This is a genomic window from Pseudorhodoferax sp. LjRoot39 (genome assembly GCF_964253035.1).
Taxonomy (GTDB): Bacteria; Pseudomonadota; Gammaproteobacteria; order Burkholderiales; family Burkholderiaceae_C; genus Pseudorhodoferax.
In genome coordinates, this window is record NZ_CAXUQL020000002.1 from 77,606 (window position 1) to 90,799 (window position 13,194).

At 62.9% G+C, this 13,194-nt stretch carries 10 protein-coding genes and 1 pseudogene; 3 read left to right on the forward strand and 8 right to left on the reverse strand.

The window, feature by feature from the left end; all coding sequences use genetic code 11:
- Positions 1-436: 436 nt before the first annotated feature.
- The 3 genes and pseudogenes from ACSQ4M_RS35435 to ACSQ4M_RS35445 form a co-directional block, all read right to left on the reverse strand.
- A pseudogene (locus ACSQ4M_RS35435) lies at positions 437-616 on the reverse strand (ATP-binding protein); the annotation flags it as partial.
- Between the two features lie 49 nt (positions 617-665).
- Positions 666-1,784, reverse strand: a complete 1,119-nt coding sequence (locus tag ACSQ4M_RS35440) for a hypothetical protein (protein ID WP_436194200.1) — start codon at positions 1,782-1,784, stop codon at positions 666-668.
- Positions 1,785-2,189: 405 nt separating this feature from the next.
- Positions 2,190-3,032: a hypothetical protein gene (locus ACSQ4M_RS35445; protein WP_436194201.1), complete on the reverse strand. Its 843-nt coding sequence runs from the start codon at positions 3,030-3,032 to the stop codon at positions 2,190-2,192.
- Positions 3,033-3,195: 163 nt separating this feature from the next.
- Here ACSQ4M_RS35445 and ACSQ4M_RS35450 point away from each other — a divergent pair, with 163 nt between their 5' ends.
- Together ACSQ4M_RS35450 and ACSQ4M_RS35455 are read left to right on the forward strand one after the other, a co-directional pair.
- The gene (locus tag ACSQ4M_RS35450) at positions 3,196-4,245 is read left to right on the forward strand and encodes a GHMP family kinase ATP-binding protein (protein ID WP_436194202.1); all 1,050 of its coding nucleotides are present in this window, start codon (positions 3,196-3,198) and stop codon (positions 4,243-4,245) included.
- 32 nt (positions 4,246-4,277) lie between these two features.
- Entirely contained in the window at positions 4,278-5,291 is a 1,014-nt protein-coding gene (locus ACSQ4M_RS35455) for a pyridoxal-phosphate dependent enzyme (protein WP_436194203.1), read from the forward strand.
- A gap of 130 nt (positions 5,292-5,421) precedes the next feature.
- On the opposite strand, the gene ACSQ4M_RS35460 is transcribed toward ACSQ4M_RS35455, so the two are convergent.
- The 3 genes from ACSQ4M_RS35460 to ACSQ4M_RS35470 are packed head-to-tail and all read right to left on the reverse strand — an operon-like array spanning position 5,422 to position 7,471.
- Entirely contained in the window at positions 5,422-6,057 is a 636-nt protein-coding gene (locus ACSQ4M_RS35460; protein ID WP_436194204.1) for a hypothetical protein, read from the reverse strand.
- Positions 6,058-6,065: 8 nt separating this feature from the next.
- Positions 6,066-7,088, reverse strand: coding sequence for an ImmA/IrrE family metallo-endopeptidase (locus ACSQ4M_RS35465; RefSeq protein ID WP_436194205.1), 1,023 nt, complete (start codon positions 7,086-7,088; stop codon positions 6,066-6,068).
- The gene (locus ACSQ4M_RS35470; RefSeq protein ID WP_436194206.1) at positions 7,085-7,471 is read right to left on the reverse strand and encodes a hypothetical protein; all 387 of its coding nucleotides are present in this window, start codon (positions 7,469-7,471) and stop codon (positions 7,085-7,087) included. The genes ACSQ4M_RS35465 and ACSQ4M_RS35470 overlap by 4 nt, the downstream gene beginning before the upstream one ends.
- 24 nt (positions 7,472-7,495) lie before the next feature.
- Between ACSQ4M_RS35470 and ACSQ4M_RS35475 the strand changes: the two genes are divergently transcribed.
- Positions 7,496-8,164: a sce7726 family protein gene (locus ACSQ4M_RS35475; protein WP_436194207.1), complete on the forward strand. Its 669-nt coding sequence runs from the start codon at positions 7,496-7,498 to the stop codon at positions 8,162-8,164.
- On the opposite strand, the gene ACSQ4M_RS35480 is transcribed toward ACSQ4M_RS35475, so the two are convergent.
- Positions 8,082-9,128: a beta family protein gene (locus ACSQ4M_RS35480; RefSeq protein ID WP_436194208.1), complete on the reverse strand. Its 1,047-nt coding sequence runs from the start codon at positions 9,126-9,128 to the stop codon at positions 8,082-8,084. The two genes, ACSQ4M_RS35475 and ACSQ4M_RS35480, sit on opposite strands and share 83 nt — an antisense overlap.
- A gap of 426 nt (positions 9,129-9,554) precedes the next feature.
- Positions 9,555-11,648: a phage integrase family protein gene (locus tag ACSQ4M_RS35485; RefSeq protein WP_436194209.1), complete on the reverse strand. Its 2,094-nt coding sequence runs from the start codon at positions 11,646-11,648 to the stop codon at positions 9,555-9,557.
- Positions 11,649-13,194 lie beyond the last annotated feature (1,546 nt).

The following is a 13,194-nucleotide window of genomic DNA, read 5'->3' on the forward strand; positions in this document are numbered from 1 at the left end:
GAGGCGCTTTGACGTGGATGGGACCTAGGCCAGTAGCGATGCTACGAGGCCGCTAGTCCTTGATCCGCCGATATGCACCACAGTGCTGGCAATGCCTTCGATGCAGGTCGTAGGCAACGATCTGGTCCTGGGCTACCTGATGCTGAAGCGCGATGAGGAGCTTTCGGCTCTCTGCGATCGACAAGCCGAAGTCCCCGACGGTTGCCTCGTCTACGGGGCGGCGGAAGGTTGCCAACGCAGTTTCCCCCGGCGTGCCGTTCTTTCGCACGAAGACGGTCCAAAGTATGTCCATCTCGCCTCCTAGAGTTCCCGAGAGACGGTCAGGCTACACCACGTCCGAGGACTCCCCCAACTTCTATCCGCTCCCTGTCTATTCGTTCAAATTTGCAGTTATTTCGTTCTTTCGACACTCGGTCTTCAACGCGTTGACCAGCTAGATGTTCGAGCGGAAGCGCACCCGCTTGCCATGGCACTGGATCGCCTGCACTCCCAGCGCCGTGGCCGGATGCGTCTTGCCGGTGCCAGACCCGCCGATGAACACCACGTTGTGCGCGGTCTCGGGGACCGCCCGATCCCGATGCGCAGGGAAGCGCGCAGCCTTCATCTGGTAGCCGAGAAGGATTCCGTCGCAAGGCGCTTGGATCGTCCATCCATCTGACTGCGCCTCACTGCTGGGGCAAGTCCATCGCAGCGCGCCATCCAAACCCCTGCGATGCCAGTAAGCGGTCGAAGGGCAGTTCGGCTGCCTCGAATACCCCCCTCATGCCCTCCAGCGTTCTGAGCAGGGCCTCGCTCGACAGTTCGAAGAAAGGCTTCTGACCGGCCTGACGGATCCGCTCGTGCGCACTGCGGATGCTGGCGCGGGCGTCGCCATGCTTTTGCAGATGCGCCTTGGCCTGCGCCTCTTCGGCGACCTGACAAGGTCGCACGGCCGCCAAGATACGATCGATGCGGTTGATGGACAGCGGATGGGTTTCGCTCTGCTGCGAGCTCAAGTTCTCCAGCATCATTTGGGGTCCCAGCGCATAGTTGGCCCAGCTGTAGGCCAATTCGCGCCCAGCGTCAGACAAGCAGCGCAGCACGAAGGCGTCGGCCTCGAGTTCTTCCCGCTGCGTTTCGGAGAGCGTCTGTCCCACCAGTAAGTCCTCGCTGATGGCTGGTCGTGAGCGCCTCGCGCCGCTCGCCATGTGCCCCAACTCGAAATGCGCCACCTCGTGCAGCAGCATCCACCATGCAGTGCCCACCAGCGCATGCCGGATCTCGCTTTCGAAGCCGGGTGGCCTGATCAGCAACCGGAAATCCGGCATGGGCTCCGCGAACTGGATAAAGCGGTTGACCAGGCAGGAAAGGATCACGCTCATCCAGCCTCTGGCGGACAGCTCCGGGACGCCGGAAAAGGGTCTCACTTCGTCGAACACAGGGGGCAAACTCTTCACGGCATAGCTCATCGCGATGGTGGCCGTGGCTGCATCGAGCAGGCCGTCGAACAGGAAGATGCATTCTTCCCCGCGGAAATGCCGGGCCACCGCGTTGCACAGAGGCAAGGGAATGGATATCACGGTCCGTCGGGATACCGCCTGCATCGCCTCGTCAAGAACCAGTGGCCGGTAAGGTGCCATGGTGCGAGCCAAGTCCCTCGTTTGAGGCGAATCGGAGGCCATCTCGATCAGGGACCGGCGCGCCATCGCCAGCAGCCTGGTCCTGGCGTCTTCGTGGACAGCGTTGGACAAGGCCGAAAGGCCGTCGTTCAACACATCGATCGCGTCTTCGGCCGTCATGCGCATGGAATGTCCCTTCCGTTAATGCCTCTCGGGCGATGGCCGGCCCCATTCGGGGCCAAGCCGGCATGGCGCAGCCGCACGTGCCAGACGAGATGGGCCTCGCGGCCTTCCTCGCGCATCGTCCCTTTCCTTCCGTTCGAGAGCCAGCGCATCTTGTCGGCGACGCTCAACAACTCCGCGAGAACGCTCTTCTTGTGGGTAGGAGCGCCAGAAGATCACGCGCCCCGCCAGCCTTCGCAGGAATCTTCGGTAAGGCGGCCCATGTCCTCCTTCGCGGATGGCTGCGCGGTGGACAGCCCGCACAGCTGCCCGGATCGATCGCCGCAGGATAGGTTCGATTTCCCGCGTCCCGGCGGTGAATCTGGTTCTTCGATCAGCATCGATGACGAGCGACTGGGCGAAAGGCTTTCACCGGACGGTCCGATCCGGCGACTTGACCTCGGCTCCAACTTTCAATTCGCCCCAGCGCCAAGGATAGGACGCGTCGACAGCACGCAGCGCGCGGGCCAGCATGGTGAAATCGTCGGGCAGCAATGGCAACGGGCGCTGCCCGGGCACATGCTGACGCAGCGAGAGCAAGTCGCCCTTGTAGGCGATGACAACGAAGCGGTGGGTACCAGGCACAGGGGCGAGTTTCAAGGGCTCGGCGCGCTTCATGGGAGGCACGAACTCTCTGGAGGACGTAGCCATGCCAGTATGTTTCCAAGGCACCAGTTGCATGCAATGGGGTGGATCGGCGCCTGTCAACATGGCCATGAAAAGGCAGGTGCCCTGCTCCGTCTCGATTTCGAAGCGCAGACCATCCGTCTCGCACCAGATGTGCAGATCGATGGCGCTAAATGGTTCGTACAGCTCGTCGAGGCTCAGCATGCCCCTGTCGGGGCGCAATGGCTCCGCCCGCACCATCAACTTCAAGCGCTTGCGTTCCGGCTCCAGCACGTCGTCAAGCGTGTCGCAATGCATCAGGCCGCGGAACAGCGCGAGGTCGTTGGCCTTCCAGAGCCCCGCGGCGTCCTGGTCGCTGAGCGGCCTGAGCGCGACTTCCTGCAAAAGTCGGATGAACCGAGGAAAGATGTCCCCGGGCACTTTGTCGAACTCGGACGAGGTCGACGTGCCGTTCTGATACCCCGCCAGGCTGCTCTTGGAACGGTGGATCTTCTGGGCGATGATTTCATGCGTCCAGCCTGTCGCTTGACACAACACGTCCAGCTTCCGCTTCAGTTGGGGCGTGGAAATCGGGGGCGATCGCATGACTCGACCTGCAGGATCCGCGGTCGGACCAGTATAGCGATGGGCGCCTTGCCACCCAGCATCACTGGCCTGGCACAAGTCCGAACCATGTTCGATTGAAGTTCGATCTGGCCTGTTCCCACCCTCGGAATGATGACGACATACCCGAAAAAGGAATGTCGCCATGAACCAGACCGCCCAAGCATCAAACGACCACTTCGACGCGGCCTTGCTGGCCGAACTCCGCCTGCTGACCGGCGTCTCGCCACGCCCCAACTGGCCAGACCTGCTGGGGGGTCAGGGCGAAGCGCCGGGCCACTTCGGCGAACTGTATCAGGGGGCCATGGTGAGCCCGTCCGCCAGTGAGGCGGACCACGCCCTCGCACGGAAATACCCTCGGCTCGCTGCTCACATCGCGTGGCAGGACGAAACCGAACCGCTGCCATGGAATGCCACGCGCACCCTCCTTGACCTGAGCTGCGCTCCTTTACGCACCCGCGCCGGGGTTTGCATCCACACGCGCGAGGACGGCGACGTCACGGCCAATGCGGATGCGGACAAATGCATCCGGGTGGTGAAGCTGGTGCTCGCGATGGCTGGCCTGCAGGGCAAGCGTGCGCACGTCCTGCTGCAATCCAACATTCCACCAGCAAAGGGGTGCGGGTCGTCGAGCGCGGACGTGACCGCCGTTTGGCAGGCCATCTTTCGTGCCCTGGGCGTGTCTCCCACCGACGAGGCACTGTCACTGCTCCTCGTGTTCAGCGAGCGGGCATCCAATCCGGTACACCTGCGCCAACCCTGCCTGTTCGCACAGCGCAGGGGGCGGATCCTGCGTCCGTTGGGAGCGGCGTGGCCTGCCTTCCATGTGCTTGGATTCGATCCAGGCGGCACGGTCCGGACGGAAGACCTCCCGCCACTGCGCTACACCGCGAACGAGCTGCGCCAGCACTGCGTCTTCATCGAGGCCCTGAGCCGCGCCATCGCGCAAGGCGACGCTGCGACCGTAGCGCGCATCGCCGCGACAGTGGCGAGAGCGGACGATCGCCTGCCGCACGACCACAGCCAGCTTGCGTCGCAGGTCAAGGCGTTCCGGGCCGGCGGCTATGCGGTCAGTCACAGCGGAGTGGTCGCTGCGCTTCTGTGGCCTCGCACGGCCGAGGCCATGCGCGACCGCAAGCGCGCCATGCATGAGCTTCGCAGCACGGGCACGCCCTTCTGGGCCTGGTCGACGTGAATTTCTCCATCCACATCAAAGGGACGAACACCATGAACGCACTTGGATCCTTCGCGCACCACATGATGGCCATTGGCCAACCTGGCGCCTTGCCGACACTCATCCGCGACCAGGGCCTCACGATGCTGCAGTTCACCTTCATGAAGGAACTGGCCGCATACGCGTGCATCGAAGGCGCGCGGCGCCGGGGCGAGTTGCGTCCGGGGCAAGCGGTGATCGAGACCTCCAGTGGCAACATGGCTTACGGGTTGGCGCGCGTCTGCGCAACCCTGTTCCACCCGCTGACCATCGTATCGGCCGACCTGGACCCATGGCTTCAATCGGCCTTGATCGCGCACGGCGTGCGACTCGAATTGGTGGATGCGGGCGGGAGCCTGGAACGCGTACAGCAGGTTCGCCTTGAAAGACTGCACCAGCTCATACAGCCGCTGGGTGCCTACTGGCCATGCCAGTACGACAACCCGGACAACGCGAACGGCTACACGGCGGCGGCCGAGATGCTGGTGCGACAGCAAGGCTTGCCCGACATTCTGGTGTGTCCGGTGGGATCGGGGGGCAACTCTCTGGGACTGATCACCTTGCTGCGCGGCATCCAGCCTGAGACCCGGCTCGTCGGCGTGGACTGCTTTGGGTCGGTCACTTTCGGCCTGCCCATGGCACAGCGCGAACTGGGCGGCATCGGCAACAGCGTGATGCCCAACTGCGTGGTGCACGAGAACTTCGACGAAGTGCATTTCATCAACGGCGCCGTGGCCATCGACGGCGCGCGGCGCATCCAGGCCGACGGCTTCGGCGACTTCGGCTTGACCTCTGGCGCAGCCTACGTGGTCGCCAGATGGCACCAACAGCGCAACTCCAGCGCGCGCATCGCGGTGGTGTTCCCCGACCGCGGCTTCCGTTACGCGGACACGCTGGCCACCGCGCCAGCGTTCGACACGCGAGGCCTAGCGCCATCGACCGTCCGCACGCTCGACCATGTGGCGCCGCCATGGTCCAGAATTCTGTGGAGCCGCCTTCCACTTACCCATTGGACGGGCACGAGATGAAACCCCGCGCCCAGCTGCAGTCCAGGTGAGCTGCGTGCGGCCGGTGAAGATGGGCTGACTGGACGCTCACGCCTCACTACGCCAACCTCATGTCGTCGCCGCAGCCATACAACAACGCGTCGGGAACGAATCAGCAGGGGCGAATGAGCGAGGGCTGACACATGCCGTGAAGCTCACCAACGTAAGAAGCCAAGCCTTCGCGAACCGAAGCCTCCGACGAATCGCAACGGCTCCCCATCACGATCGCGACGGCTTTGTCGACGTCCTTCCACGGGCATACGCGTGCGCGGAGCTCCTCGATCCCGTACATGTCCAGCACGCAGGTGATGACGCATTCGACCGGCACCACGCGGGCTGCAATCGCGTCTCGAACAGCTTGGTCCATTGCAGCGACCGCACGCAACGCGCGCTTGTCGCCGGTCAGGAACATGGCTTGCGGGTCCTCGATCAAGCGAGCCAACATGACGGCTTCGCCGGCATCGATTCCCACGACGTCCTGGAACTGAGCCAGCAACGGGGCATCAGCCTGCGGAAGTTCTCCGAATGCCTCCAGCGCGTCGAGCACAGCCTGGGCCGCGTTCCCGCAGCGGAAAACTTTGCCGTCAGGCTTCACCACCGACTTCAGCGCCCTGAATCGCGTCGAAACCAGTGTTGAGCAAGCATGCGGCTCAACACCCGTGATCGCAGGCAACAGTTCCAGCAGCCGCCAATGCGCTAGCTTGCACATCGCATCGACGTCCACCAGAAGACTGGTTCCGCCCGGCATGACGCAACTCATGGATGAGTTCCGCTCCACCCGGTGATCTGGGCGACCAGGTCCTGCATGTCATCTGACACGGCATCCATGTTCAGCCGTCTCTCGAACTCCTTCAGGAGAGCGGCCTCCGGATTCACGTCTTCGCTGAGAAAGCGCAACGCGATCACCGCTTCTGGCCACCGCCTGTTGATGAAGGCGTGGCGCAGAATGAAATGACCTGGCTCGATCCCCTTATCTTTGGAGGCGGATCGCGCCTTCACCGCCAGTTCCACGGGAGCCATCTGTGCAGTCCATCGTCCGACCACGGACTCCACGGCGTCACCGCCCATGGCCTCGAGCGCGAACGCATCTGCCTCCGCCTCTTGCGCGTCGTGCTGCTCATCGGTGGCGTAGGTGGCCCCCTCTTGCAGCGACACGTCGACGATGGTCGATCCAGGCTTCAGGTGGCCGAGGGCAATGTGGCCGATCTCGTGGGCAAGGATGAAGCTGAGCCACGCTCTGGAGGACTTCTTTTTTGCAATCACGATCACAGGTCGCTCGCCGATCTGCAGCGCCGCCCCATCCATCTTCCTGACGCCCACGGGGAGGTTTGGCAAAGGAATGACGGGGATGCCGTGTTCCCAGCACAGCGTGAGCAAGGCGTCGAAACCCAGAAGTCGTGCGCCTCCGTCCGTTGCAGCTTGGCTTAACTCAACTGCACGGCTTGGCAGCTTGCGATAGCTTGCGGGAAGCGCGGCGAGCACGGTTTGGCCAAGCGACGAAGCAATGGCACTTGCAGCGGCCAGCGTGTCGGCAGCCACGCCAGCGCGGTGTTTGAATGCCACGGACGCCATAGCCCCTTTGGGACTGAGCTGCCCCCTCATCAGAGCGCCCACGTCGACGCTCAACCGGCGGCCAAGGAGCATCGCAAGTTCACTGATGCCCGATGGATCCTTCTCGGCCTCGGTATCCCACCATTCAGGCAGCAACCGGCGCACCTGGGCCGGCTTGAGCCCAAGTTGTGCGACGGTTCGGTAAAGGGTCTTGGCGTCGATGGTCACTTGTTTCTGGTGGGCGAGGAACCCAACCGCATCGAACGCAGTATCGGCCCGATGGCGTCTATTAGGACGGCGAGCTTGTCGGCGCCTTCGGCTGTTCCGTCCCAGTTTCGCTCAACAGCAGCGCGAAGTCGCGAATGATCGAGGCCCTCGGCTATGCGAGGAATGTCCGAGGCTTGATCAATACCTGCATAAGTGAGCGCGCGTTGTATCGCGGGCGTGACCGTCTTGGTCCTTCCTGTGAGGAATCGACTGACGGTGGATTGCTTGACTGCCGCCAGGACAGAAAGCCGGTTCGCAGAGATGTTTTCACGGTTCAGATAGGCTTGTAGGTCGTGCCGCATCTGCTGGCAATGCATCGTATGCGGCCTTGCAATTCTTGGCATAGAATCGATATTATACTGCATAACATGCAAACTACCCGCCCCATTTCTGAAGCTGAGCTTCGTGCGTTCGTGCGCGATCGTCTAAGCGGGCGCGCCAGTGCGCCGGGGGCCCGAATGTTCGAGGAGTTAGGCATCGAGCGGGGCGGAGCGCGCGTCGATCTGGCATTGGTCGAAGATGGGCTTGAGGCGTTCGAGCTCAAAAGCGACCTCGACAACTTCGGGCGGCTGCACAACCAGATCCATGCATACAACCGGGTCTTTGATCGCATAACGCTTGTGACCGGCTCGACACTGAGCGATGCCGCCCTCGATGTGATGCCCCGCTGGTGGGGCATCTGGGCTGTGCGTCGGCTCAAGAACGGCAACTTGTCACTCAAGAAGATTCGGGACGCCGCACGCAATCCACGACAAGAAACCCGCAGCCTGGCCACTCTGCTGTGGCGCGAGGAAGCTGCCGACGTGCTTCTGGACGAGACCGGTGAGTTGCCATCGAAGCGCGCGTCGCGCGCGCAACTTTGCGACTCGATCGCAGAGCAGGTGCAACTTCATTCCTTGCGTCGCCACGTCGCCCGTCGCTTGGTGAGCCGACAAGCTGTGCGCGAGGCGATTCCTACAATGCCCGCTGCGTTAATACCAAGTGGTGATTGGTCGCATCACGACGCCAACTGCTTGGATTTCCATTTCCCAACCTAGCGCTAGCTGCATCGTCGTACCACTTGTCACCGTGGCTGAATGTCGGCCCTGAATAAACCGCGTCGCCCAGCAGCAACTGGCACAGAGCCCGGTACTGGTCCGGCGCGCCCTTCTTGAAGCCGCCCGCCTTGAACAGGCGCCAGTGGCCGTCGGCCGCATAACGGATGGCGACTGAGGGGTTCGTTTGCCGCGGATCCATGTCAGGCGCCAGTGCTGGATGCGTGACGCTGTAGTCCGAGTACCGAACGGTCGAATAGCTGCCCCCTCTGCGGATCTGCTTCCAGACCTTCCACTCGACACGGTCGATGTCGAAAGACCCCTGCTTGAAACCGATGAGGTTCACTGGGAACGAGCCTCCTGCCACCGTGACGCTTGCGCTATTGCTGGCCAGGGCCTCGTCCAAGTAGGGCTGGACCATAGCCGCCATCACCATCGACTCCTTGCCCACCAACGAGAACTGGTCGATCACGACGTGCACGCCCTTGTTGTTGAACGCCTCCTTCACGATTTCGATGATCGGCTGGACCTGCGCTGCGACGACGTTGGGCGTATCGATGCGAACTATGCATTCCTCGAAGCGTTCGGCAAGTCGATAGAGCTGGTCCCCTTCGCTTTGCACGAGGGCACTTGTGATGACCGGCAGAACCGGGCGCTCTGTCACCTTCGCCAGCCGCGTACACACCGCGTTGAGCAACGGAACTTGTTTGGGGTAGCCCGTTGACACGTAGCGCGTATCGCAAGCAAAGGGGGCTCCTTCTGGCAGGTCCTTGCGCATGTCGTTGGCGATCTTGTCCACGTAGGTCGTCAAGGCCGTCTGAAGTGACGCGAAGTTCGGAGCCGCAGAGATAGGGAGCAGTTCGATCAACGGGGTCAGCCCCTCCAATTGGGCCGGCTGTAGGTGTCGCAGCGCAATGCGCTCGCCCTGCTTCCACTTGAGGATGGGCAGGTACTTCCACTCTGTCATTACAACTCCCTCAACGTGCTCTGGGCTGACGAATGAGCGACTTCCTTGGGAACTCCCCTTTGAAGCGACGAAAGCGCCAGAGCGACTGGTAACAAAACGAAACGAGGCAGTCTAAGTGCCGAACGTTCGGGGTGGTCGAAGCGTTGGCGGGTTCATCCTCAAAATGGCCGAAAGACCATTTCAAACGCCGTCGCGAAGTTCACAAGCATCGGCTACGAATGCACCTGATCGCCGACGCGCAAGCCTTCGCGCTGCAGGTGCTGCGTCGTGTGCGTCGCCATGCCCCACCTCACCGTCCGTAAGCGTGGGCTACCCGAGCCAGGGCCGGCACGGGCATTCGATTCGCCAGCGCGCGGCTTGTGCCACTCACTGATGGGAGGGAGGACATCGGGAAGCCGTCAGCCAGACCGCGCGCAGTTCGACATGTCACGACTGTCCCCAGAACTTTGACATCGCCTTCATCCGCCGCTTCTCCTCGGTCGTCACGTAGACGCTCGTCGTCGCCAGCGACGCGTGTCCGAGGATCTCCTTCTCGATCTGCACGGGTGTGCCACGTGCGATCGCGTGCGATGCGTGGGTGTGCCGCATCCAATGCGTGCTAGCCCTGCGCAGGCGGTCCGCACCCTTGGCATCTCCCAGAGAGTCCAACACGCGCCCGCACTCCTCGAAGAAGCGTTTGAGCTGGTCGTACAGCGTGTTCGCTGCGATCCCATGCTTGGGATCGTCCCCGTGCCGCTCCTGCAGCGACGGCGCCACCGCCTCCAGGTCGGCAGCCTTGCCCAGCAGGTAGGCCCCCTGGTTGACCCCAGCCTCCGGGTCGGGGTCCAGGCCTCGGGCGATCAGATAGTCAGCCAGCAGGCCGACCACGTCGACGGGCACCGGCACCTGGCGCAGCTTCTGTCCCTTGCCCACCACGTTGAGCAGCCAGCCTTCCACGTGCTCCGCATCCTCGCTGTCCGGCGGGTACTCCACCCATTGCAGGTGGTCGACCTTGGCGGCCACTGCCTCCGACAGCCGCAACCCCGTGGCGTACAGAAGTGACAACGCCAGCTTCAACCGCTGTGAGGTCGAACGCTCGCGCTGCATGTCGGCCTGCTCGCAGATGAACTGCCACTGCGCCATCGTGAAGCTGCGGCCCGTGTTCATCTTGGGCAGCGCTGACCTCGGTACGGTAATGCCGCTCCACGGATTGCCCATGAGGTAGTTCTTGTCCACCCAGTAGGCGTACAGGTTCTTCAGCACGGTCAGCGCATGGCGCTGCGCCGCGGCCGACAACGGTCCTTCAAACGGCCGCCACAGCGGCGACCAACGCTCGCGGTTGCGCTGCCCGCACCAGCGTGACCGCGGCTGCGGATCGCCCAAGAAATCCCGGTACGCCGTGCAGTCCTCGGTCGTCATGGAGGACAGCGGCTTACGCCGTTCGATGACGGCCCACAGCAGGAAGCGCTCGGCCTCCTTGCGGTAGGCCCGCTGCGTGTGCGACAGCGTCGTGAGCCAGTCCAGCGCAGACTCCACACCCAGGTCGCGCCCGCGGCGTTTGGCCTTGGCCTGGGCCTGCTGCGCTGGCGACGCACCATTCTTCGAGCGCAACCAGGTGAGGATGGCCTCGTAGTCGTTGCGCGCGGTCATCAGGCACTGGGCATGCGGCCGACGGTACACGCCCGCGCGGCCGTCGAGCTCGGCGGGCACGAGCAACTTCTCCAAGGGCCGCACATCGGTGGCCGGCTCCACCACCTTCTGCAGCTCGTGCCGGAACACTTTCCCGCGGGCCAGGGCCACATGCCCGCCGATGGCCAGGCCGAGCGAGTTCTGGTGCTCGGTCAGCCAGCGCTGAACGCGCGCGGCTTTGGCTGTTCCCAGGCCGCGGATGGACGCGGTCCAGTTGCGCCCCACCCCATTGATGCGCTCTACCAGCTGGTCCAGCGTGAAGATCCCCACGGCCTCCAGCCGCCCGGACACGTTCGGGTTCAACCAGGCCGCCACGGCATCGCCCGCGCGCGGCGGCTGCGCCACCAGTTGCTCAAGCCAGCGCAGGGCATCGAGCTGCCGCGCGATGAGCTTGGCGCGGCGGCCCTGCCGCACGTTGGCCTTGCCGAACTCCGCCTCGAAGGCCTCGATCTGCTCGGCCTCGGAGAAGTCGTCCAGGCCGCGCTCAGCCGCGAAGTCCTCCAGCGAGGGCAGCACAGGCTCGGGGTCCGCCAGGCGGCGCACATCCATGAGGATGAGGCGCGCCGTACCGTGGCGGCTTTCGCGGCGCGCGGCCGCGGCGAACGCGTCGCGGATCCAGTCGATGGTGCCCTTGACCAGGCGCAGGTCGGTGGCCAAGCCCTCAACCTGCAGGTACCGGTCCCAGGCCTCGCGCAGCGCGATGCCCTGCACGAGCGCGCGCATGAAGGCAAAGTGGGCGATGCCCAGCTTGCGCGTGCGGACGTTGGCGACCTGGGCATTCATGCCACGGCGGCGCGCGTGCAGCCACGCGCGCGCCCTCCTCTTTCGCTTGTGCGAGGCGCGCAGGCGCAATGCGAACGCAACGAACGCTCCGCACTGCCCTTCCCGATTTGTCCTGTCGCATCAAGCACTTGAAAACCCTCCGACCTGTCTCAGTTCAAAACCCTACGTTTATGACTGCAGATTTTATAGTGTTGATAAGGATACTAATCAACATATGGTGTAGCTCACAATGCACGTTGCAATCTTGCCTGGAGGCTAGGCAACACTAGGTGCTTTGGCCCCCATGAGCCCAGATCGACACGTGGATCCCAGTCCTGCTACCGTGCTGTTCGTGCGGAAGCCTTTACGAGGCCGCCAAGGGGAAAAGGGTTCTGCCCTACCCTACCCCTTGGCGCCCCGCTGAAAGCGTCCGTATGGGTGGCTATAGGCAGCGCTATCGCCCTATCCAGCTTCATCCGCAATTGGCACCTGTCGACCGGCGCCCTCGTGAAAGGAGCTCCCGCGGCCGGCCTTCGGGCGCAGTTCTCGAACGGCTGCATGCGCAGTGAGCCCGTCAATGAGTACATTGCGTCAGCGCCACAATCCATTGCTCAATCTGGTTCCAAGCCTCAACCGTTTACCCTCGACACGGAGCTTGGCCGCGTGCCGGGATGAGCTTGACAGATGTACGCTGTCTACTTGCGACGATGCCGCGGACTGACGTTTGCCCTTGTTGCGCCCGTCAAAGAGTGTCAGAAGGTCTCCGCATGCACACTCCGCTGGTCCAGCGGTTCCCAACAGGACGTTGGCCTGGGCTGCTCTAGTCACCATGGCAGGGTGAACCGTTCAGGGATGGCGGCTATTGATCCTCGGTGAGACCACCACCAGAGGACGACCGCTCGGTGGGTGGTGCCGACGATGAATGATCCTCAAGTGCTTTGCATCGGTCTTTAACCGCAAGGTCGTCATCCTGACGCGGGCGCAGAGGCTACGGTTGCCGTTTCGCGGACATAGCGGCAACGTGGAGCGAAGTTGCCAGCTGTTCTGAGCGACCTATTGCACCAGACGTTTTCGTTTTCATCGCTTCCAAGTGGGTGTTGAACCGTTCAACACCCATCTGAGTGCACTGTGAACACTTGCGTAGTCGGCGTGACCAGACGGCGATGAGCTGTTCGAGAAAACAAGACTCTGGCCCCCATGTCTCCAGGGGAGAGGCTCACAGCCACTCGCAAGCTCACGTCGATCGGACGTGCCTCAGCATCGCTTACCAGCACTCACCAATGCGAGGCAATTTGAGCTGCTACAGGAGTGCTGTGCTCGTATGCCTATCAACTCCATCATCGTCGCCAAGTCAGGGTGACATCCTGAGGCTGCGGCTAGGCAGAAGCCGGTCTGTATGTTTCCGAATAGTGTGCGAAGGGGAGTTTCGGAATCCCTACGTTCGCCTGTAGGTTCACCCACTTGGGTGCAACCGATCCTGGGAGCGAATCGACAGCACGTCCTTCGATCCTACGGTTTGACGAAGAACCCAAAGCGGACATGCAAGCGTGCCGAAGGAAGGCGTTGAACGGTTCAACACTTGTACCCGCGCAGCACTTCAGGCCGGTTGAACGGAAGGTCCCGCTTCGATCAGCTG